This window comes from Lysinibacillus sp. RC46 (genome assembly GCF_041262385.1).
Taxonomy (GTDB): Bacteria; Bacillota; Bacilli; order Bacillales_A; family Planococcaceae; genus Lysinibacillus.
On record NZ_JBGCCF010000011.1, the window covers coordinates 33967 to 55726 of the forward strand.

A 21760-nucleotide genomic window follows, 5' to 3' on the forward strand; every position below is an offset into this window, starting at 1 on the left:
TGAAGAAGGTGGCAAGACGATGAAAAATTTCTGGCATAGCATACAACTTGCGTTTCAATTTTTTACAGTTTTGCCAGTACATAAAGAAATTCCTTTAACGAAGGCAACGATTACCGGGATGTTCGCCTTTTTACCATGGATAGGGGCTCTTATGGGCACCGCAGTGGCGGCGGTGATCTATAGTTTAACAGAATGGACGGCAAGCAGTGAGGTTTTGCTTACTTTTGTGATTGTCGGATTATTTGCCTTATTTACAGGTGGTTTACATTTAGATGGTTTTATTGATATGGGAGATGCTTATTTTTCGTATCGAGATCGTGAGAAGCGGCTTGAAATTTTAGATGATCCACGTGTTGGCGCATTTGGAGTGCTGTCCGTGTTATTTCTAGTGCTTGGCAAATTTGTGATACTGCATGAGTTATTCGTGCAGCATAAGTTTGCACTATGGATGCCTGTGTTTATTCCGTTATTAACACGAGTAGGCATGAGCTTTTATTTTATGTCGCTCAAATGCTCAAAGGAAAAGGGGCTTGCCTACTTTTTTAAAACACATATTAAGCCGAGATCACTTATCTGCTTTATGCTTATCACATTAGTTGTGGCGTATAGTAGCTTGTTGTTTGTCATAGGTTTCTCCATTGTTCCATTAGTGTTGATGGCTGTATTAGCGATTGCCTTTTTAGTCTTTCGTCAATTTACAGTGCGCAACTTTGGTGGCGTTTCTGGAGATTTACTCGGTGCATCAATTGAAGGAATGGAGGTTGTATTATGGGTGACGTTGTTATTGTGCACTTAATGAGACATGCTCCAACAAAGGAAAATTTGGAGAAGCGTTATATCGGTTGGACAGATTCTTCATTAGCCGATGCATCTTTGCTGACTATAGTAGATTCAGATGCCACTAAGGTGTATGGTAGTGACTTGCTGCGCTGTAGGGAAACAGCAGCCCATTATTTTCCGAATGCAACATATGTGTCTGATAGGAGATTTCGAGAGTCGAACTTCGGTGAATTTGAAGGGCTCACATATGATGACTTAAAATCAGATAGTCGTTATTGTGCATGGTTAGATGATCCCGTACAGTCACCACCTCCAAAGGGGGAAGGCTTTGATGCCTTTTGTGCGCGTGTCATTGAAGGGTTCACGGCATTACCAAAAGACGAAGATGTTTATCATCTCGTTGTCCATGGTGGAGTTATTCGAGCGCTTCTTGTAGAATTTGCACTGACTGAGCAAACTTTTTGGTCGTATCAATCACCGCATGATAAAATATTTTCTTTAACGTTTACAAGAAAGGCTTGGGAGGAGGGAGCGCGATGCATGTCTTTATCGGAGGCGCCCATAGTGGAAAAACCGACTATGTCATGAAATTGCTCGAAGGTCAAAAAGTTGAGCTTGTAGATGGCAATCTACCTAATGACAGCCCAGCCTGTGATGTACTAGTTATTAAAAACATAGAGAAGTGGCTCGTGACACAAGATCTTGAGGAGGATGAACCCCTTGTCAAAATCATTTTGACAAGACTAAAGACTCTTGAAGAAAATTGTGCCGTCTATATAATAGTGACCGATATGGGTCGTGGGGTTGTGCCAATGGAAAAACAGGCACGATTGTTGCGTGATACATGTGGGCGTTTGTACCAGGCATTATTCGCTGAAGCTGAACAAGTCGTACGCATTTGGTACGGTATAGGCGAACAAATCAAATGATATAGTTTTAAAAAAATTTTATTAGGCTTTTCATTTTGGGGATAAGATTTCCAAGGACGTATGCTTTGTAAATAAGTTGATTGGAGTGGAGGTTGGGCGACTCCTTGGGGATTAGCGTCACAGATGAGACCCTGCAGCGCAGTGAAGCGGCTCATCGGACGCCCCCAGGAAAGCGCCCAACCGGAACGGAAATCAACCCCACGCTATTATAAAAAATTTAAAGAAAAGAGGAAATGGGATGGATCGACAAAGATTAATGAAATTGACGCTCACTGCCATGGTTGCGGCAATTTGTGCAGTGGGTGCAGTCATTAAAATTCCAACATTTATTTCAACTGCAGCGCTTGACTCTGCACCTGCAATGTTGAGCGTTGTCTTTTTATCTCCAGTATTAGCTGGGGTTGCGGGAGTCATTGGGCATTTTATCTCAGCCTTAACTACTGGCTTCCCTCTAGGGCCACTACATATTATTATCGCAGTAGAAATGTTTATTGTTGTATGGGTCTTTGGGGTCATGCATAAAAAAGGAATGCATTTCTGGAAATGGCCCGTGGCACTTATTTTAAATGGTGTTGTGGCACCTTTACCATTTTACTTTATCATTAGTCCGGCATTTTACTGGGCGTCACTGACTAGTCTTCCATTGGCAACACTCGTAAATCTGGTGATCGTTGCAATTGTGATGCCAATTCTGTCAAAGGTGTTTGTGCGTAAGGAAGGTCGAGTACATTGAGAAATGCAATAAAAATAGGTGAGCTGTTTGCTACAACAGATAATGCCGCAGCCATTGGCGAAAAACCACAAGATGTTGTGTCTGCTCCAGACAAACTAACGGCATACTTCACGGCGCGTGTTACTTTTTTAGAGCAGCTTGCTGCAAATGCTTTACCAAACCATATTTTACTCGCTAATTTTTCAGGAGATGCTGCATGGTCTCGTTATGTTGCAGGCATTCAGCAGGTTTTTGATGAGGCGGGGCTTAATTGTCCACCGATAGACGGTAGTACAGAGTCCAATATGCCGACTCTACAATCAGGATTATCTATAACGATGCTAGGTGAACAGCAAAAACACACAGCAACTAAGTATGAACAGCTTAGTTGGTACACCTATGGATTACCGCTTGTAGGCAATGAAATCCTTGCTCAGCCTGAAGATGTCGCACAGCTCCAACCTATTTTTCAGGCGTGGAAAGAGGGGATTGTGCAGCAAGTATGGCCAGTTGGATCAAAAGGTCTACAAGCAGAATTTACCCGCCTTTTTAGCGAGCAACAGGTCAAAAGTTCGTTAGATGTTGAGAAATCGGCTGGTCCATGTGCAGTAGTTTTGCTAGGAATACAGCCTGAAAAAGAGCAGCTAGCACAAAAAAAATTTCCTAGAAATTTTGAAAAACTACGTAAAACTGCATTGTAATTGGGCTTGCTTCGAGAAAATGTAGCACTTTATAACTTGCAAGGGGCAAATCGCCTATTGCAACAATAAACACAATATGTTAGATTTGTTTAGGAGTTAAAACACAATATATAGTATTTTGGACGAACGGTACCAATATGGTTTAAAAGGGAATTCGGAAAAAGAGTCATCTTAGGCCGAAGCTGTCCCCGCAACTGTAAGTGCTGACAAATGATGAGTAGGCCACTGTGAAGAACGGGAAGGTGATCATTTGGAGGAAGCATGAGCCAGGAGACCTGCCGATATGTTCAAGACAGCAACACATTCTTCGGGGATTGAGAAGTGGAGGCGAGAGATTTGTTCACTTCTTTGTGCGCTTATCCTTCATTTCCATTTCCGATTTTACTGCGATCACGTAACCGATAGATGTTGCGTGATCGCTTTTTGTGTTGCTGGAGAAGGAAAGGGAGAGAATGTGTACATGACAATTCAAATCGAACAGCAAATGACTAAGCTCAAGAAAAGTTACACGGAGGATGAACTCGAAAGTTTTGTGAGGTTATCGGATCGATGGCTACGAAAAAACGACAATGCCACATTTGAAGCATGGGCAGATGCGATGATTTTACAAACGCTTAGCCTCATTGATGAAGAGGAGCCATACTGGACATTTGTCGCAGCTCAAATTTATTTAGAAAAATTATATGACCAATTTGCGATGCGTCGTGGTGTCTCAGTGAAAGATGTTTATAAGGTTTTCCCAGAACATTTAGCACACTATACAGAAGTTGGTTTGTATCATGAAAGTTTAACAACAAAGTATAGTGAGCAGGAGCTTCAGGAACTCGCTTCTTATTTAGAATCAAGTCGAGATGAGTTGTTTACGTATATAGGTTTAAAAACATTAATGGACCGCTATGTAGTCCGTGATTACACGAAAACACCGGTGGAATTACCGCAGGAACGATGGATGGTCATTGCGATGACTCTGATGCAGGATGAAACAGAAAATCGTTTAGAAAAAGTACGTGAATCTTACTGGGCAATGAGTAATTTATATATGACTGTTGCCACACCAACATTATCAAATGCAGGTAAAACACATGGACAGCTATCAAGTTGCTTTATCGATACAGTAGATGATAGTTTACAAAGCATTTATGACACGAATACAGATGTCGCAACATTATCGAAGTACGGCGGTGGTATTGGTGTTTATATGGGTAAAATTCGTAGCCGAGGCTCATCTATTAAAGGCTTTAAAGGTGCATCAAGTGGTGTTTTACCATGGATTAAACAACTTAATAATACGGCGGTTTCAGTCGATCAGCTTGGTCAACGACAAGGCGCTATTGCTGTCTATTTAGATGTTTGGCATAAAGACGTCTTTACGTTTTTAGATTTACGCTTAAACAATGGGGATGAGCGTTTGCGTGCTCATGATATTTTCACAGGGCTATGCTTACCGGATTTATTTATGGAAACGGTAGAAGAGCGCGGGGAATGGCATTTATTTGACCCACATGAAGTGCGAGAAGTTATGGGCTTTTCACTAGAGGATTTCTATGATGAGAAAAAGGGTGACGGCTCTTTCCGTACTAAATATGAGGAATGTATCGCCAATCCATTGTTAAGTCGTGAAGTTGTACCAGCCATTGATATTATGAAGCGTATTATGCGCTCTCAGCTTGAAACAGGCGTGCCGTTTATGTTCTATCGAGATGAAGTCAATCGCATGAATCCGAATAAGCATGAAGGGATGGTTTACAGCTCGAACCTGTGTACAGAAATATTCCAAAATATGTCAGCTACTGAATTTGAGTCTATTACCCTTGAAGATGATGTCATCGTAACACGTCGCAAGCCTGGAGATTTCGTTGTATGTAACTTATCGTCTATCAATTTAGGTAGAGCAGTACCGGCTGGTGTTCTAGAACGATTAATCCCAGTTCAAGTACGTATGTTAGATAACGTTATTGCTTTAAATACAATTCCAGTAAAACAAGCAGAAATTACGAACCTACGCTACCGTGGTATTGGACTTGGAACGTTTGGCTGGCACCATTTATTAGCTTTGAAAGAAATTCAATGGGAGTCTGAGGAAGCTGTAGAGTTTGCGGACAAGCTATATGAAGAAATTGCATATTTAACGATTCGTGCTTCTAACGATTTGGCATGTGAAAAAGGAGCTTATCCATTATTTGAAGGCTCAGATTGGCATACGGGTGCGTATTTTGACAAACGTGGCTATGACAGTCATAAATGGAATGCATTACGCGCCGCGGTTGCTGAGAAAGGTATGCGTAACGGCTATGTAATGGCAGTTGCACCGAACTCATCAACATCTATTTTAGCAGGCAGTACGGCTACGATTGATCCGATCTTCCAAAAGAGTTATTCAGAAGAGAAGAAGGATTACAAAATTCCAGTAACAGTACCTGATCTATCACCTGTGACAACTTGGTATTATAAATCTGCTTATTTCATCGATCAAAATTGGACAATCAAGCAAAATGCTGCACGAGCACGTCATATCGACCAAGGCATTTCACTTAATTTATACGTTCAAAATACGATTAAGGCGAAAGATTTACTAGCATTGCATATGAATGCTTGGGCGAGCGGTGTAAAAACGACTTATTATGTGCGCTCAACATCTGTAGAATTGCTAGAATGTGAGTCTTGCGCGAGCTAGGAGGAAATAACAATGACAACTATTACAAAACGACAAATTATGGATAAAGATGCACCGAACCGTTCAACAGGAATTGTCAACGGACGTTCTTCTAACATTTTGAACTGGGATGATGTGCGTTTTAGCTGGGCATATCCTAAGTATAAAAAAATGCTAGGGAACTTCTGGACACCGTTTGAAATTAATATGAGCAATGATGTCAAACAGTTTCCACAGCTATCAGCAGATGAACAGGAATCCTTTTTAAAAATCATTGGCTTGCTAGCACTATTAGATAGTGTACAAACCGATTTTGCGGGGAAAGTAGCGGATTATTTAACAGATTCAAGTTTAAATGCACTAATGATTATTTTAGCGCAACAAGAGGTAATCCATAATCACTCTTATTCCTACGTGCTATCAAGTATTGTCAACAAAGACGAGCAGGATCGTACATTTGATTTTTGGCGTACAGAGCCAGTGCTAGAGCGACGTAATGATTTCGTTATTAAGGGCTACCAAGCATTTTCCGAGGAGCCATCTGTTGAAAATATGCTAGAAGCGATTGTTTATGATGTGATTTTAGAAGGTTTATTCTTCTATTCTGGCTTTGCGTTCTTCTATCATTTAGCACGCAATCAAAAAATGGTGGCCTCGTCAACGATGATTAATTATATTAATCGCGATGAACAGCTACATGTCGATTTATTTGTGAAAATTTATCAGGAGCTATTAGAGGAATATCCTGAATACGATACACCTGAACGAGCAGCTCGTGTACAGGAAATCTTCCGTGAAGCCGTTCAACTAGAAATCGATTGGGCCAATGAAGTAATTGGCGATAAAATTGCTGGCCTCGATGTGGAAGATGTGCATGATTATGTACATTTCTATGCTAATGTACGCTGTAATCAGCTTGGCGTAGAGCGTCCATTTGAAGGCTATCGCAAAAATCCATTAAAGTGGGTTAAAGCGTATGAGGATGTTGATTTAGGGAAGACAGATTTCTTCGAGCAACGTTCTCGCCAGTATGTAAAGGTTAATGTAGAAGATAACGGCTTTGATGATTTGTAATGCCAAGTCCACCTCCATGTTGAAAAAACATGGAGGTGGATTTTTTTGTGAGAATAGGGGGACGCTTAAGTAAAAGAAAAAAATTGCTCAGGTTAAACAAATGGGTTCGGGGGACAAAAACAATAGAAATCGCACGAAATGTGCTCATGTTAGCCGTTATTATTTACCACCGTCATTGAGAAAAAGGCTACATACCCCAAAATCGCAAGGACTTGTAAAATAATCCCTATTATACTGCAAATTAAACCTGCAGTTGCTAATCCTCTACCATTTTCATTAGTTGTATTAATTTCTTTTACAGCTTTATTTGAAAAAACTATTCCGATGATGCCTAAGATCAAGCCAATAAAAGGTATAAACAATGATAGAATTCCAAGCGTTAAAGAAATTACAGAATTATTGTTTGTTTGATTTTTTTCAGACATTCGCTATCCGCCCTCTTTTAAGAATTTAAGCATTTTTTATTTATCGTTAATATGATCGTACTAAACTATTTCGCACTAAAAATCGATCATTAAATGTTATCGGTACACCTTTCCCATCCTTTTCGGCGTGAATATGTAAATGTGGTTCGCTTGTATTACCCGAGTTTCCTACTTTTCCAAGTATTTGGCCCGTTGTTACTTTATCGCCTTGTGCCACCACTACGCTGCCTTTTTTCATATGAGCTAATAAAACAGTAGCATCATGGTTCTCACATGAAAGAGTGACATGATTTCCCTCAGGATTTTCTGGATTAGATTTCGGAGGAGTGAGGTCAGGTAAATCATTTTGTATGTTGACTACTTTTCCGTTACAAGGACTATATAAATCATCTGCGAATATTTGATATTTATCTAATTGTTCTGGATATAGTCCACTTGCACGGGTTCCGAGCGTATTTAATTTTAAAATGTCTAAAGCATATTTTTGACCTGGATAGGCTTGATGATAGTTCATTAACACCTGATTGCCACCCTGTCCGACATAATAGGTGCCATCCTTAAGTGGGAAAGATAACTCAATTCCTTTTTCGGTTACTGTATAGCTTTTCACGACCAAAGCATTATAAGTACCAAAAACCAAAATGAGGACAATATAAATACCAATTGAAAACTTTTGAGATAGCGTATATTTTGTGGTAAACGGTAAATTTCTTACCCTTTTCCAAGAAAAAATGAAAGTGACAATCAAGAGAGCCAACCAAAGAAAGCGAACATAATATCCGACCCAACTCCAGTTTCCTGCTTGAAATAACCAAACGATTAGTGTTGCCGTCACCAATGAGTCCAACAACCATTCCAGTTTACTTTTAAAAGCAGCTTTCCATAGCGAAATAATAAAGCTGGCAGGTAATACGATTAGCATACCAATGGAATAAAAGATTGGAAGCACTATTTCTCATCCCCCTTTAGATGCTTTAATAGAATCTCTTACATTATTGGTAATATTTATATCATTCTAATTTTCATTTTAACATAGTGATAATAATTAAAGAACCTTTATCCGAGAGTTCAGCGTTCTTACATGAAAAAAGCCATATTCGCGTGATTCATGCTAACATGGCTTTTCTCTAGTTATTCAAAAAAATCGTCTTCGAAAAATGGTTGAATACCAGCTTCCTTTAAAAAGTATTTGTATTCAGTAGGGACGTCTAAAAGTGATTTATTGGGAAGTAATACTTCATCTCTCAATCGTTGGACGAGATGAGCATCTAATTCTGGAAACCATTGTTCATATGGTACTTTTCTTTCTTCTTCAATAGAAATAAAAAACCTAATCATATAGTTAAACATCACAGGGAAATCTTGTTTAATTTGTTGATGATGAGCAACGAAGGCTTCAATGTAATTATTCAATTCATGAAGCGGTTCATTTGGATTATATCCACCTAAATATTTTCGGTCGTGCTGTGGAATAAAGGTAAAACCACTGAGAGCATGCCATGCACCGAGCATTACTGTAAAAGCGGTAAGGGCACATCTCCGTGTTTCTAAATCTCGATCATTAAAAAAGCGATAATATTCATCATACTCAAAACCTCTACTAGTATAAAAACCTCCAATACCAAAACCTTTAAGACCCTCTGTTACTTTTTCTACAATAGATTTTGTAGAAGGCTGTAATTGCTGATTTTTATCAAGTGTGATAATTTCATCGCTACTAGAATCTAATCGATGACCTAAATAAGTAATTGTTCGATAGTACGTTAATATATCTTGATCAGTTGTCGTATAAGCGATGTTGCTAATTAAGAAACCCATTGCTTCAGCATGCTCTCCTAAGTTATATAATGACATCGCGTAAAATATTTTCATTTGTTCTTTTTTAGGAAATTTACTCAACGCTTCTAAGTATAGCTTTTTCGCCTCTACAAAGCGTTCGTGTGTTCGATAAATGCAGCCTAATTTGATAAATGCGTCCTCTAGTTCATCATCTGCTAAGCCTAATTCAATCGCCTTCTCATAAAATGGCATTGCCTTTGTTTCTTCAGCTAAAATATCAAAGCTTCGTGCACATTGAAAGTGGAGGGAAGGATTGAGAGGATTATTTGATAATAATGTCAAAAACATTTCTTTCGATTCTTGTAGTTTTCCTTGGCTTCGTAGTTGTAATGCTCTATGTATTGTGTTTTCCATGATTCATCCTCGTTTCTGCTTTGATTTAAGTGCTCATACCAAAAATTTATTGCAGTGGGAAACTGGACGCCCTCAGGAAAGCGCTCAGTCGGAACAGAATTCAGCCTTAAGTTATGATGATGAGCCAATTAATTACCTATAATTATTATACTGGAAAAATAGGATAAAACATCCTTTTATTTAAGCTAGAAGTTCATTTACATGATTAAACGTGTCCCGAATATTACGAAACACGAAAAAATTAATTACCATTTGAGAATGATTTTCAGTTATAATTAAGAGCGGATGTGAAAGAAAAGAACGGAGACGAAAGAATGCAGGCAATTAAACAGTTAGGAGGGTTTTTAGGGCCCTATAAATTTTTTACCTTGATTGCGCCATTATTAATGGTACTAGAGGTAACGATGGATTTACTTCAGCCGACTATTATGCAGCATATGATTGATACGGGTATTGCTAATGGCGACAATCCATATGTGTTAAAAATGTTCGTCTGGATGCTAATGAGTGCAGTGTTTGGACTTGTTGGTGGGATTGGCTGCTCCTATTATAGTTCGAAGGCAGCGATCCATTTTGCATCGGATGTTCGTCAGTCACTGTATGAAAAAATGATGACGTATTCGGCAAAGGAACGTGACGCTTTTACAACAGGGAAGCTTATTACGATTTTAACGAATGATGTGGAAAGTGTTCAGCGTGCGTTTATGATGACATTGCGTATTTTTGTACGTGGTCCTCTATTATTTATTGGAGCGGTCATTATTGTTTTTGTGACGGCACGTGAGCTATTTTCGATCCTACTTATTATTGTGCCGATATTGATTATTGCGATGTACTTTTTCACAAAGTACTCAGGTGTCCTATACCGTAGAGTGCAGGAGGCAATTGATGGTGTTAATACGAAGCTTCAGGAAAATTTAGCGGGGATTCGTGTTGTGAAGGCGTTCCGTCGTGAAACGCAACAAATTGAACAATTTAGTGAGCTTAATGATACGCTGACGAAGCGCTTTATTACAGCCGAGCAAATTGTTGGCGTACTTGTGCCGTTTACGATGTTCGTTGTTAATCTAGGAATTGTAGCAGCGCTTTGGCTTGGGGCAATTAAAGTAGAAGCCGGTACATTACAAGTTGGGGTCATTCTAGCTTTTATTAATTATTTAACGATTATACTTAATGGTTTGATGACTTCTAGCATGGTGCTAATGCAAATTGCACGTGCTATTCCTTCAGGGGAGCGTATCGTAGACGTCTTAAATAAAGAAGTAGCGGTTAAGGAAGCGGAAAATCCACTTACATCGCCAATTCAAGGGGCGATTGACTTTCAAAATGTGAGCTATCGTTATTATGAATCGGCTGAGGATGTGCTAAAAAATATTACATTTTCCGTAAAGCCGGGGCAAACGGTGGGTCTGATCGGAAAAACAGGTAGTGGAAAATCAACGCTAGTGAAGTTATTACCACGTTTATTTGATCCAACAAGTGGAGAAATACACTTGGATGGAAAGCCTCTAAAGGATTATGCATTATCCACTTTACGCAAACATATCGGCTTTACCTCTCAAAAAGCATTACTGTTCTCAGGTGCAATTGACAATAATATCCGTCTTGGCAAAGAGGATGCAACGTCAGAGGAAATTCAGCAAGCTCTAGATGCAGCATGTGCCACTGAATTTGTGGACCGGTTGGATAAAGGCTTAGCATATGAACTTTCACAGGGGGCAACCAATCTCTCTGGCGGTCAAAAGCAGCGATTGGCGTTAACGCGTGCACTCGTCAGACAACCTGCCATTTTAGTGCTGGATGATACAACATCTGCTCTTGATAGCTCCTCTGAAAAACATGTCCAGCAAGCCATAAGCAATGAATATCAAGACACAACGACGTTTATCGTAGCGTCTAAAATTGCTTCTATTCAACAGGCGGACCTGATTCTAGTAGTAGAGGACGGCGAAATTGTTGGTCAAGGTACACATCAACAGTTATTGCAGAATAACAAACCTTACCAAGCAATTTACGCTTCACAGCAAAAGGCTGGTGTACAACAATGAGTAAAAGTCAACCAAAGCAAATGAATTTCGGACGTGGTCCACGTATGGCTGGGCCAGCTGAGAAGGCTGAAAATCAAAAAGCAACGATTAATCGTGTGTGGCAATATGTGAAGCAACAAAAAATAGGCCTTTATTTTTCTATCTTTTTTGTAGTAGCTTCTACATTTTTAAGCTTAGCAGGGCCGTACTTAATTGGACATATCGTTGATGAATATATTATGAAAAAGGACATTGCTGGTACGATTCGTCTAGGTGTTGTGCTAGCAGTTATCTATACTGCAGCGTCTATTTTTACTTGGCTACAAACATATGTCATGATTCATGTGGCGATGAAAACTATTCGAACATTGCGACTGGAACTATTTAAAAAGCTACAAACATTAACACTGAGATTTTTCGATCAGCGAGCGCTCGGTGATTTAATGAGCCGTGTAACGAATGATATTGATAATTTAAATACGGCACTTGCACAAAGTGTGACACAAATCGTATCGTCGGTCCTAACGGTAATCGGTGTTAGTATTGCTATGTTCTCGCTTAGCTGGCAGCTAGCAATCGTGACGCTGATCATTATTCCACTCATAGTTTTTACGACGAAGCAAATTGTCAAACGTAGTAGTAAAAACTATGCGGCACGTCAACGTGATTTAGGGAAGCTGAACGGTACTATTGAGGAGATGATTACGGGGGCGGAGGTTGTGACACTTTTTGGAACAGAACAACAAACGATTGAGACGTTCCATAAACAGAATGAAAATCTCCGTAACTCGGCACAGCGAGCAGAAATTACTTCTGGTCTACTCGGGCCTATTAATAACTTTATGAATAACTTAGGTTTAGCTGTTGTTATTGGTACAGGAGCATTTTTATCGGTAAAAGGAATCGTTTCAATTGGGGTTATCGCCGCATTTGTCACGTATACACGTCAATTTTTCCGTCCGCTGAATCAGCTATCTAACCTTTTGAATACATTCCAGTCAGCGATTGCTGGGGCCGAACGAGTCTTCGAAATTTTAGATGAACCTTCGGAAGTAGCTGATAAAAAGCATGCCATTGATTGTCAAAGTTTAAAAGGGGACGTGTCATTTCAACATGTATCCTTCAGCTATGTACCAGAGAAGCCAGTACTGAAAAATATTAGCTTCCATGCCAAGGCTGGTGAAACTATTGCACTTGTTGGCCCAACCGGATCAGGGAAAACAACGATAATCAATTTGTTAACTCGTTTTTATGATGTCGATGCAGGTGAAATTTTGATTGATGGTCATAACATTGAGGATTTTAAAATGGCAACGATCCGTCAACGAGTGGGTGTTGTATTGCAGGATACGTATTTATTTTCCGGAACGATTCGTGAAAATATTCGTTTCGGTAAACTAGATGCTACAGATGAAGAGGTGGAAGAAGCGGCGAAAATCGCGAATGCCCATAACTTCATTAAATATTTACCAGCTCAATACGATACACCTGTACAGGCAGGTGGGGCGAACTTAAGTCAAGGTCAACGACAATTATTGGCTATTGCCCAGGAAATTTTAGAAAATTCGGATATTTTGATTTTAGATGAAGCTACATCCAGTGTGGATACGCAAACAGAGGTCGATATTCAAAAAGGTCTCCAGCATTTAATGCAGGGGCGCACAAGCTTTGTTATTGCGCACCGTCTAAAAACAATCGAAAATGCTGACCAAATTCTTGTTATTCAACAAGGTGAAATAGTTGAGCAGGGCAATCACGAGCAGCTCATGAAAAAACAAGGCATTTATAGTAATCTCCAACAAAAACTTTTGCTAGAGCAAGTGGAATAATAATATAGAAGGCTGTCTATTAAGTAAGCTTAATAGACAGCTTTTTTATTTTCTGCAAAAAATTTATGGGAAATTTATTTTTATTGTTTATCCTTTTCATTATCAACTGAGAGGGGAAATTTATGAAAAAAATGTTTAAGAAAATAGTCATCTACTTTATCGCGTTCATGCTTATTGGACTAGTGGCGATATTCAGCTATCATCGATATCAGCTAAGTAAGGAATCCAAACTTTTAGATATTAAAGGAACACTTGTTGAGGTCGATCATCAAAAAATCAATGTTTACACTGAGGGGGATGGTCAGGACACTTATGTGTTTATGGCAGGCTCAGGGGTTGCAGCACCTATTTATGAAATGAAAGGACTGTACAGTAAATTTTCTCAAGAACATAAGATTGCTGTTATTGAAAGAGCGGGATATGGCTATAGCGATGTCTCGAAGGACGAACGAGATGTTGATACAATGTTAGCGCAGATGAGGGAAGCGCTCCTGAAAAGTGGGAATAAGCCTCCTTATATATTAGTACCTCATTCCATTTCAGGGGTTGAAGCTATTTATTGGGCTCAAAAATATCCTGAAGAAATTAAGGGGATTATTGCGCTTGATATTGGTTTGCCAAGTCAATATGTGGAGCATAAAATGGGAGTAGTCGATTTATGGACTGTTAGGGGAATGAATTTGCTAACGAAATTGGGCGTACATCGTTTAACACCTTCGCAAGTGTATAATCCAGAAGTAATAAAACAATCGTTTTTAACGGGGGAAGAAAAAGAAATTTATAAAGCACTATCCTATAAACAAGTTTTTAATAATGATATGAAAAATGAGCTACTACATGTGTATGAAAATAGTTTAAAATCAGAAGAGCTTCCGAAACCAAAAGACACTCCGATATTATTAATAGATGCCATTGCTGAACAAAATAAAGATTTGGAATTTACGAAGTACCATCGCCAGAAATATGCTGAATTTGCCGATCAAATTAATATAGCGGAAGTGAAAGAAATAAGTGGTACTCATAGTATTTATTTATATAAACCTGATGAAATTTATAATCTTGCGATAGAATTTATGAAGACAAAAGTTGGCAACAAAGAAAGGTCGAGGTAATGAAAGGATTTACAATTTTAATAGTAGAAGACGACCAAATGATTGGCGATTTGATGCAAAAAATACTACAACGTGAAGGTTACGACGTTGTATGGAAAACTGATGGACGAGAAATTATGAATCTTATCCATCAAATCGATTTAGTCATAATGGACATTATGCTTCCAGGGGAGGATGGCTATCAGCTAACAAAGAACATTAAAAGCTTAGGCTTAAATATCCCCATTATTTTTCTTTCGGCTCGTAACGATATAGAGAGCAAGCTTCAAGGGTTAACAGTTGGTGAAGAATATATGACAAAACCATTTGATCCGAGAGAGCTCCTTTTAAGAATGCAGAAAATGCTAGAGCAGCAATATGGAACATTTACGCAAATCCAGCATCTATTAATTGATACCGAACATCGTAAATTATTTAAAAATAATATACATGATGAAATTTCATTAACAGCAATCGAACGTAAAATCTTCTTTTATTTATTTGACAACAAGGATAGGGTGTTAACGAAGGATCACTTTTTTGACTATTTATGGCCACTTGAAGATCGAAATCAAAATATCATCAATGTTCACATCAAAAAGATTAGAACGAAAATGAATGATTCATCAGGTACCATCCTACAAAATATTTACGGAGAAGGGTATCGATTAAATACCTACATAAAGAAATGACATTAAAAACAAAATATCGATTATTATTATTTACTGCTATAGTTAGTGTTCCAATCGTCTTGTTAGGGATTAGTGTGTCGATGTCTATTATTTACGAATTTGCTTTTAAAACTAGAAATAAAGGCACTCCATTCCATGAATCTTTCGCCTATCCAACGATGCTGATTGTGTTCTTCCTATCCTTATGTTTGCTAGCATTTTTATTTTCGAAATCGATCAATTCATTACTAGCGAAAATTAATATGCTAAACAAAACGATTCGTGACTTAGCGAGTAATGAAAGTACACCGAGTACATTAGAGGCTGGCAGTGAGGATGAAATTGGACAGCTAATTCAGTCGGTGAATATACTAATTGAGCGAACTTCTTATCGGGAATTAGAGCTTAAACAACAGCAAGAGCAACAAAAAGAGCTACTACAAAAGCTGAGGCACGACATTAATACACCATTAACAGCGCTCCGTTTACAATTATTTTATCTAGAAGATTACTATAAGGAACAACCAAAATTGGTAGAATCCTTGAATGAGCAAATACAGTATATCGCTAGCTTAACGAATGAATTTAATTTGCAGTCCTTAGACGATATTGAGAATTCTTATATAGTGACGGAACAAGTACAACTCGCGATACTGTTAGAAACGATGATAAAAAAATGGAGCTATTTATATAGAATGCATAACATTGAATTAATCTATCATCCAGAGGATACTCATTTAGCATGGACTAGTAATGAGCTATGGCTTCAACGAATGTTCGATAATGTGTTCCAAAATACATTGAAACATTCCAATGCTACGAAGCTTGAGATAACAATAACAGATAGTATGATTTTCATGATTGATAACGGTATTGGCTTTGAACAAAATCGTTTAAGTGGGGGTCTAGGTTTGAAGATCATTGATGACATCGCTAGAATTCTTCAAGTAAGCTATTCACTTCATTCAACCGAAGAAGGGACATCATTTTGTTTTTCTATTTCAACATAAAAACAACGGCTTTTTCATTTTGCCGTTGTTTTTTATTACGTCGAAAAAAGTTAGTTGATGTTTTTAAATAAAAAACAGGGAATTGAAACCGTTAAAGAACCATATAAAGCTATAAAAGGAGGAAAGTTTATATGAACAAAAATTCCCCTGCAAGTGTAAGTATGGTTTACATGATGACGAATAATGAAGTCATGAATCAAGTCATTGCCTTTTACAGGGACACAAATGGAATGCTCGCCTTTGTGGGTGCCTATCCAACTAATGGTAGAGGTACTGGCATAAGGAAAGTCTCAGCGGCAACCCCAAACAATGGTGTCGATCCTCTGACGTCACAAGGAGCATTAACCTTATCCCATGATGGTCGTTTTCTTCTCGCAGTGAACGCAGGCAGCCATAGTATCAGCAGTTTTATCATTAGTGACAGCGGTGTACCTGTTCTAGTGGACGTAAAGCCATCGGGAGGTGCTCAGCCAAATAGTGTAGATGTGTTTGGTGATTTTATCTATGTTGCCAATGTAGGGTATGGCACAAACAATTTTGCATCTAACATCATGGGTTTTCGCATAGAAGAACATGGACGCCTTACTCCTATTGCTGGCTCCTCACGTTCTCTCAGTACTTTCAATGCCGAGCCTGCTCAGGTTCTTTTCACACGTGATGGCAGTAAGCTCCTTGTAACCGAGTATACTACAAACCGTCTTAGCGTTTTCAACGTAAATCAAAATGGTACAGTTTCAGAACCAATCGTTAATGATTCTTATGGTGACGGTCCATTGGGTGCCTATTTTCTATCCTCTGGAATCCTCTTAGTTACTGAAGCGAGTTCAAATGCCCTGTCATCCTATTCAATGAACAACGACGGGATTCTCCAAGTGATCAGTGGCTCTGTACCAAACGGATATAAAACCGCATGCTGGGTAATCACAACTAGAGATGAACGTTTTGCATTCATAACAAATACTTTAAGTGGCACTATTTCCACCTACCGAATCGATCCCAATGGTGAACTGTCAGTGGCAGGGCATATTACTAGTACACCGCAAGGTACAGCTCCAGGACTACCGATGGATGTTGGAGTGAGTAAAGATGGGCGGCATTTTTACACCCTGAACGGAAATCAGGGAACAGTCTCCGTATTTGCTATTCAAGGGGATGGAAGTCTAGTTAGATTGCAGGTTGCTGCATGGACTCAACTCCCTTATTTTGGCTCGCAGGGATTAGCGGTTCTTTGACTTTAAGTTGAGCGATAAAAAGTTAAGTTGGGTGATGAATTTTAAAAGTTGAGTGATAAATAAAAAAAGTTGGCTGATGAATTTTAAAAGTTAGGTGATAAATTAAAGTTGGGTGATAAATTAAAAAAGTTGGTTGATAAATTTTAAAAGTTGGTAGATAAATTAAAAAAGTTAGGCGATAAATTTAAAAATTGTTCCGATAAATCACTAGAAGGCCCTATCGAACTAGCTTCGTTCGATAGGGTCTTCCAGCAACAATGATTTAATCACATGTTTTAATTGAAAAATAGAAGATTGTTGACTTTCGTTCTTCTTGTAAATAAAGACAGTCTCGATCACTTTATTTAACTGCGGCAAATCGTAATAGTGAATGTTGGAGTAGTTATAAAGGTCAATTAGTTTTGTATTTAATACAGCAATCGTATTGTCAATTTGTAGGAAATCAAGGATACTACTGACCGATTTTATTTCTTTCATCGTAAATGGAACTTCATTCTTTTTTAACCACTCTGCCATCGCCCGTGTATACATACAGCCTCTACTTAACACAAGGAGTGTGACAGGTGAACGTTTCTCAAAATCAATAATATAAGAATTGTTCGAAATGACTTCAAATGTTTCTGTTGCAATCAAGTCATAATTTACATCAGGGTAGTGTTTAATAGGATTACTCGTCAGTGCACAATCCATTTCGGCATTATGTATTTTTTCATTTAAGGAAGTGCTAGACTCCACAGTGAAATCGACATCTAAAGGAATATTATTTGTCTGCAAGGCATTCATAATGGATGCGCCATAAATTTTAATCGTTGTATGAGAAGTGCCAAGGGTAATTTTCGACTTCGTTTGTGTCAAACCAATCTCTTGTAAAAATTCATCGTACTCCTGTGTAATAAGCTTTAGAAATTTTAAATATTGTGTCCCTACATTTGTAATCTTCAAGCCCTGCGGTGTACGCTTAAACACCTCCTGACCAATCTCTCCCTCCATTTTCTTCACTTTAGAGGTTAAGGCAGATTGCGTATAATTTGTGATTTCAGCGGATTTACTAAGATTTTGCCTCTCTAAAATTTCGATTTTTAATGCTATTTCTTCTATGTTCATGTTGTATGTCACACACCTATAAAATTTTTTGATAGCTACTATCACTTTCCTCCATTTTACGCATTCATTGAGCAAGCGTAAACTCAAATACGTAAAGTTAATGAATCAGTGAAACAGCATTGGAGGAATTTTTATGAATACATATTATAAATGGATCATCGTATTAGTAGCGACACTGTCCCAAACTGCGGCAACTTTTGTGACGTACGGCATGGGGCCAATTGCTACATTTTATCAAATTGAATGGGATTTATCATCGTTTCAAACAGGTTTTATCGTTTCTGCTGTTAATATTGGGCCAATTTTTTCGATGATGCTGTTCGGCTATTTAATGGATAAAAGAGGAGAAAAACAAATTATCGGATGGGGCTCTATTTTATTAGGGTTCTCAGCTTTACTTCTCATGTTGGTCAATAATTATGCAGTATTGTTATTTTTATTATTAATCGTGGGCGTATGGTACGGAAGTGCACAAACAGGGGGCAGCACCGCAATTGTGAAATGGTTTCCAGACAAACATCGCGGACTAGCGATTGGCATTCGACAAACAGGCATTCCTATCGGTGGAGCTTTAGCGTCAGCCATTCTCACATATATGTACTATCATCATAGCCTAATATCGGTACATCTTGTACAAGGATTGGTGGCTATTGCTGGTGGATTGCTTTTTTTACTGATTTATCAGGAGCCTAAAAATCGCGAAGCAGTAGCTACAACCTCTGTCACTTTTAAAGAGAAGCTAGAAGCTATTAAAAATAATAAAGATTTATATCCAATCTATATTGTTGGGATTGTGATGATGACGTTACAAATGATACTTGTTGCTCATTTCATGAGTTATTTACATCAAGAAGGAGGTTATTCCTTAACAGAGGCGGGGCAATATTTAAGCGTTGTATTAATCGGTGGAATGATTGGAAGGGTAGCAATTGCGTGGATTAGTGATCAATTTTTTGCGCAGAAGCGGGAATTTTTATTAATGATCGTAATGGCTAGTGCAGTTATTCTTATCGTCATATTGCCGCTTATGCTACATGCAAAAATGTTGATGCTATTAGGTTGTTTCTTATTAGGCTTCGTAGCACTTGGCTGGTATTCACTGTTTATCGCTTGTGTAACAGAGCAATCGAATCCACAATATGTTGGTCTAACTGTAAGTGCAGCCTTGACGTTGAATCAGTTATTTATTGTGATCGCCCCTTCGTTATTTGGATTCATGGTAACTTTTTTTGCAAGTTATCAATTGGCGCTGGACATTGTAGCCATATTTGTCGCTCTCGGTGCAATGAATTTATATAGAGTGACCCAAAACAAAAACGCTGTAGTATCGTAGCAAAAATAAACCCAAATTCGGTTCACATTCAGTTCATATATTTGTTGTATTATCCGTTTATAGACAACATCTATAAAAAACTTAGAAAAGTGATTTTCATCTGTTTCAAGAAAAATGAAATGATGGAAATAAGCGAAGGAGGAAATACAATGAATAGAATGGAAAGCACGATAGGGAATAGTGAATGGGCCATTGAAGCACATGGTCTCATCAAACATTTTGGAGAAAATCGTGCTGTTGATGATGTCGATCTAAACGTACGTGCTGGCACTATCTATGGTGTACTTGGCCCTAACGGAGCGGGAAAGACTACTACGATCAGAATGCTCGCAACCCTTCTACGAGCAGATGCGGGGTCGGCACGAATATTCGGTTATGACATAGTGAAAGAGCCTCACATTGTCCGTCAATTAATTGGAGTCACTGGTCAGTATGCTTCGGTTGACGAGTCACTTAGTGCAACGGAAAATTTGATAATCTTCTCTCGTTTGCTAGGATTGGGACGTACAGAGGCTCGAAATAAAGCAGCTGAATTACTGGAAGAGTTCGGTTTATCAGAAGCTGCCAAACGTCCTTTGAAAAATTTCTCTGGTGGTATGCGACGTCGCTTGGACTTGGCTGCAAGTCTTATCGCACAGCCACCATTGATTTTCTTAGATGAGCCGACTACAGGGTTAGACCCTCGAACACGCAATCAAATGTGGGACACAATCCGCCGATTAGTAGATACAGGATCAACCGTCCTATTAACGACACAGTATTTGCAAGAGGTTGATGAGCTAGCAGATCGACTTGCCGTTATTGATCATGGTCGAGTTGTTGCGGAGGGAACGGTCGATGAGCTAAAGGCATCTGTAGGTACATCATCTTTACATTTGAACATTCAAAATCCTCAGGAGATCATAGTTGCTCGTGAAACCGTAGAACAAATACTCGACGTAAAAACTACAGTTACACAGGACATCGGGAAGATTACGGCCCCGATGGCAAATGTTGACGCAGTGACGGATTTACTGATCGCCCTTCGTCAAAAAGGAATACAACTTGATGAGTTCAGCGTACAAAAACCGACCTTAGATGAAGTGTTTTTGACAATTACCGATGAGAATGTTCCCCAAGAACTCAAAGGCTCTGAGCAAGTAGAGGGGGAAAGAGTATGAAAAGTCAATTGCTAAAGAAGCCGAGCTTCAATCAATCTTTAAGAAATTCGTTAACGATGGCCTATCGAGGCGTATTAAAAATTCGACGTACACCTGAGCAATTATTTGACGTAACGCTTCAGCCGATTATTTTCACCCTCATGTTCACCTATATTTTTGGGGGAGCCATTTCGGGCAATGTGCAAAACTATTTGCCAGTCATCATTCCAGGAATTCTCGTGCAAACGGTCATCACTACCTCAATCGTTACAGGAGTCCAATTGCGGGAAGATATGGATAAAGGGGTGTTTGATCGATTTAAATCACTACCGATTGCCCGCATTGCTCCACTGGCAGGGGCCCTATTGGCGGATACAATTCGTTATACAATTGCAACTGTACTTACTTTTACTATGGGATATATCATGGGGTATCGACCAGAAGGTGGATTTGGTTACGTTGTACTTGCGGGGCTTTTAGTTATTGTCTGTGCCTGGGCTATTAGCTGGATTTTTGCCTTCTTTGGTGTCATTGCACGTACAGCTTCGAGTGTACAGGGAATTTCCATGCTCGTTCTGTTTCCACTGACATTTCTTTCTAACGCTTTTGTACCAGCAGAGACTTTGCCAAATTTCCTGCAGTGGTTTGTGAAATTTAATCCAATTTCACATCTCGTCACAGCCGTTAGAGAACTTGCAAATTCAGGAACTATAGGTTGGGATTTGTCAGCTTCACTTATTGGAGCGGCAATTGTTGTCATCATTTTTGCACCACTGACAGTTCGTGCTTATATGCGTAGAACATAAGAAAAATCCTTAAAGAGTGTGTTTTGATCAAGCAATTGTCAAAACACGCTT

Annotated in this window: 20 protein-coding genes and 1 riboswitch; of the genes, 16 read left to right on the top strand and 4 right to left on the bottom strand. The window is 38.9% G+C overall.

The genetic code is table 11. From position 1 onward, the window contains the following. The first annotated feature begins 19 nt into the window (after positions 1-19). The 7 genes from cobS (at position 20) to ABH966_RS11785 (ending at position 6849) form a co-directional block, all read left to right on the top strand. The gene (cobS, locus tag ABH966_RS11755; protein ID WP_370078568.1) at positions 20-796 is read left to right on the top strand and encodes an adenosylcobinamide-GDP ribazoletransferase; all 777 of its coding nucleotides are present in this window, start codon (positions 20-22) and stop codon (positions 794-796) included. Then, positions 769-1368: a histidine phosphatase family protein gene (locus ABH966_RS11760; protein WP_370078570.1), complete on the top strand. Its 600-nt coding sequence runs from the start codon at positions 769-771 to the stop codon at positions 1366-1368. Before cobS ends, ABH966_RS11760 begins: the two co-directional genes overlap by 28 nt. Continuing rightward, positions 1365-1709, top strand: coding sequence for a bifunctional adenosylcobinamide kinase/adenosylcobinamide-phosphate guanylyltransferase (locus tag ABH966_RS11765; RefSeq protein ID WP_370078572.1), 345 nt, complete (start codon positions 1365-1367; stop codon positions 1707-1709). The genes ABH966_RS11760 and ABH966_RS11765 overlap by 4 nt, the downstream gene beginning before the upstream one ends. 238 nt (positions 1710-1947) lie before the next feature. After that, on the top strand, positions 1948-2442 hold the full coding sequence (locus tag ABH966_RS11770) for an ECF transporter S component (RefSeq protein ID WP_370078574.1): 495 nt from the start codon (positions 1948-1950) through the stop codon (positions 2440-2442). Next, entirely contained in the window at positions 2439-3122 is a 684-nt protein-coding gene (locus tag ABH966_RS11775) for a hypothetical protein (RefSeq protein ID WP_370078576.1), read from the top strand. Before ABH966_RS11770 ends, ABH966_RS11775 begins: the two co-directional genes overlap by 4 nt. Before the next feature lie 110 nt (positions 3123-3232). Then, positions 3233-3420, top strand: a riboswitch (cobalamin riboswitch). Between the two features lie 162 nt (positions 3421-3582). Next, entirely contained in the window at positions 3583-5796 is a 2214-nt protein-coding gene (locus tag ABH966_RS11780) for a ribonucleoside-diphosphate reductase subunit alpha (RefSeq protein WP_370078578.1), read from the top strand. Between the two features lie 12 nt (positions 5797-5808). Next, a complete protein-coding gene (locus ABH966_RS11785) occupies positions 5809-6849 on the top strand; it encodes a ribonucleotide-diphosphate reductase subunit beta (RefSeq protein ID WP_370078580.1) in 1041 nt (346 codons plus the stop codon). Between the two features lie 149 nt (positions 6850-6998). Here the strand turns inward: ABH966_RS11785 and ABH966_RS11790 are convergent, their stop codons facing one another. The 3 genes from ABH966_RS11790 to ABH966_RS11800 all read right to left on the bottom strand — a co-directional run bounded on the left by ABH966_RS11790 (position 6999) and on the right by ABH966_RS11800 (position 9467). Beyond that, positions 6999-7274 carry a DUF4190 domain-containing protein gene (locus ABH966_RS11790; RefSeq protein WP_370078582.1) on the bottom strand — a complete coding sequence of 92 codons (276 nt, stop codon included), beginning with the start codon at positions 7272-7274 and terminating at the stop codon, positions 6999-7001. A 46-nt stretch (positions 7275-7320) separates the two neighbouring features. After that, a complete protein-coding gene (locus ABH966_RS11795) occupies positions 7321-8223 on the bottom strand; it encodes a M23 family metallopeptidase (RefSeq protein ID WP_370078584.1) in 903 nt (300 codons plus the stop codon). 182 nt (positions 8224-8405) lie between these two features. Then, entirely contained in the window at positions 8406-9467 is a 1062-nt protein-coding gene (locus tag ABH966_RS11800) for a tetratricopeptide repeat protein (protein ID WP_370078586.1), read from the bottom strand. A gap of 314 nt (positions 9468-9781) precedes the next feature. Here ABH966_RS11800 and ABH966_RS11805 point away from each other — a divergent pair, with 314 nt between their 5' ends. From ABH966_RS11805 to ABH966_RS11830, 6 genes are all read left to right on the top strand, one after another. Continuing rightward, on the top strand, positions 9782-11515 hold the full coding sequence (locus ABH966_RS11805) for an ABC transporter ATP-binding protein (protein ID WP_370078588.1): 1734 nt from the start codon (positions 9782-9784) through the stop codon (positions 11513-11515). Further along, on the top strand, positions 11512-13323 hold the full coding sequence (locus tag ABH966_RS11810; protein ID WP_370078590.1) for an ABC transporter ATP-binding protein: 1812 nt from the start codon (positions 11512-11514) through the stop codon (positions 13321-13323). The genes ABH966_RS11805 and ABH966_RS11810 overlap by 4 nt, the downstream gene beginning before the upstream one ends. 122 nt (positions 13324-13445) lie before the next feature. Beyond that, entirely contained in the window at positions 13446-14435 is a 990-nt protein-coding gene (locus ABH966_RS11815; RefSeq protein WP_370078592.1) for an alpha/beta fold hydrolase, read from the top strand. Further along, positions 14435-15106 (top strand): response regulator transcription factor, encoded by a 672-nt coding sequence (locus tag ABH966_RS11820; RefSeq protein WP_370078594.1) that lies wholly within the window; start codon positions 14435-14437, stop codon positions 15104-15106. Before ABH966_RS11815 ends, ABH966_RS11820 begins: the two co-directional genes overlap by 1 nt. Beyond that, positions 15103-16095: a sensor histidine kinase gene (locus ABH966_RS11825; RefSeq protein ID WP_370078596.1), complete on the top strand. Its 993-nt coding sequence runs from the start codon at positions 15103-15105 to the stop codon at positions 16093-16095. Before ABH966_RS11820 ends, ABH966_RS11825 begins: the two co-directional genes overlap by 4 nt. 131 nt (positions 16096-16226) lie before the next feature. Continuing rightward, positions 16227-17327: a lactonase family protein gene (locus ABH966_RS11830; RefSeq protein ID WP_370078598.1), complete on the top strand. Its 1101-nt coding sequence runs from the start codon at positions 16227-16229 to the stop codon at positions 17325-17327. Between the two features lie 225 nt (positions 17328-17552). Here ABH966_RS11830 and ABH966_RS11835 read toward each other — a convergent pair whose 3' ends face one another. Next, positions 17553-18431 (bottom strand): LysR substrate-binding domain-containing protein, encoded by an 879-nt coding sequence (locus ABH966_RS11835; protein WP_370078600.1) that lies wholly within the window; start codon positions 18429-18431, stop codon positions 17553-17555. A gap of 133 nt (positions 18432-18564) precedes the next feature. Here ABH966_RS11835 and ABH966_RS11840 point away from each other — a divergent pair, with 133 nt between their 5' ends. The 3 genes from ABH966_RS11840 to ABH966_RS11850 all read left to right on the top strand — a co-directional run bounded on the left by ABH966_RS11840 (position 18565) and on the right by ABH966_RS11850 (position 21709). Beyond that, the gene (locus ABH966_RS11840) at positions 18565-19764 is read left to right on the top strand and encodes an MFS transporter (protein ID WP_370078602.1); all 1200 of its coding nucleotides are present in this window, start codon (positions 18565-18567) and stop codon (positions 19762-19764) included. A 149-nt stretch (positions 19765-19913) separates the two neighbouring features. Then, the gene (locus ABH966_RS11845; RefSeq protein ID WP_370078604.1) at positions 19914-20924 is read left to right on the top strand and encodes an ATP-binding cassette domain-containing protein; all 1011 of its coding nucleotides are present in this window, start codon (positions 19914-19916) and stop codon (positions 20922-20924) included. Continuing rightward, the gene (locus tag ABH966_RS11850; protein ID WP_370078606.1) at positions 20921-21709 is read left to right on the top strand and encodes an ABC transporter permease; all 789 of its coding nucleotides are present in this window, start codon (positions 20921-20923) and stop codon (positions 21707-21709) included. The genes ABH966_RS11845 and ABH966_RS11850 overlap by 4 nt, the downstream gene beginning before the upstream one ends. Positions 21710-21760: the final 51 nt, after the last annotated feature.

Bases quoted from the DNA above. Each gene is read 5' to 3' on its own strand.
- ABH966_RS11805 (WP_370078588.1), top strand. From the start codon at position 9,782: ATGCAGGCAATTAAACAGTTAGGAGGGTTTTTAGGGCCCTATAAATTT.
- ABH966_RS11770 (WP_370078574.1), top strand. From the start codon at position 1,948: ATGGATCGACAAAGATTAATGAAATTGACGCTCACTGCCATGGTTGCG.
- ABH966_RS11850 (WP_370078606.1), top strand. From the start codon at position 20,921: ATGAAAAGTCAATTGCTAAAGAAGCCGAGCTTCAATCAATCTTTAAGA.
- ABH966_RS11845 (WP_370078604.1), top strand. From the start codon at position 19,914: ATGAATAGAATGGAAAGCACGATAGGGAATAGTGAATGGGCCATTGAA.
- ABH966_RS11825 (WP_370078596.1), top strand. From the start codon at position 15,103: ATGACATTAAAAACAAAATATCGATTATTATTATTTACTGCTATAGTT.
- cobS (WP_370078568.1), top strand. From the start codon at position 20: ATGAAAAATTTCTGGCATAGCATACAACTTGCGTTTCAATTTTTTACA.
- ABH966_RS11765 (WP_370078572.1), top strand. From the start codon at position 1,365: ATGAAATTGCTCGAAGGTCAAAAAGTTGAGCTTGTAGATGGCAATCTA.
- ABH966_RS11840 (WP_370078602.1), top strand. From the start codon at position 18,565: ATGAATACATATTATAAATGGATCATCGTATTAGTAGCGACACTGTCC.
- ABH966_RS11820 (WP_370078594.1), top strand. From the start codon at position 14,435: ATGAAAGGATTTACAATTTTAATAGTAGAAGACGACCAAATGATTGGC.
- ABH966_RS11800 (WP_370078586.1), bottom strand. From the start codon at position 9,467: ATGGAAAACACAATACATAGAGCATTACAACTACGAAGCCAAGGAAAA.
- ABH966_RS11810 (WP_370078590.1), top strand. From the start codon at position 11,512: ATGAGTAAAAGTCAACCAAAGCAAATGAATTTCGGACGTGGTCCACGT.
- ABH966_RS11785 (WP_370078580.1), top strand. From the start codon at position 5,809: ATGACAACTATTACAAAACGACAAATTATGGATAAAGATGCACCGAAC.
- ABH966_RS11815 (WP_370078592.1), top strand. From the start codon at position 13,446: ATGAAAAAAATGTTTAAGAAAATAGTCATCTACTTTATCGCGTTCATG.
- ABH966_RS11790 (WP_370078582.1), bottom strand. From the start codon at position 7,274: ATGTCTGAAAAAAATCAAACAAACAATAATTCTGTAATTTCTTTAACG.
- ABH966_RS11780 (WP_370078578.1), top strand. From the start codon at position 3,583: ATGACAATTCAAATCGAACAGCAAATGACTAAGCTCAAGAAAAGTTAC.
- ABH966_RS11830 (WP_370078598.1), top strand. From the start codon at position 16,227: ATGAACAAAAATTCCCCTGCAAGTGTAAGTATGGTTTACATGATGACG.
- ABH966_RS11835 (WP_370078600.1), bottom strand. From the start codon at position 18,431: ATGAACATAGAAGAAATAGCATTAAAAATCGAAATTTTAGAGAGGCAA.
- ABH966_RS11760 (WP_370078570.1), top strand. From the start codon at position 769: ATGGGTGACGTTGTTATTGTGCACTTAATGAGACATGCTCCAACAAAG.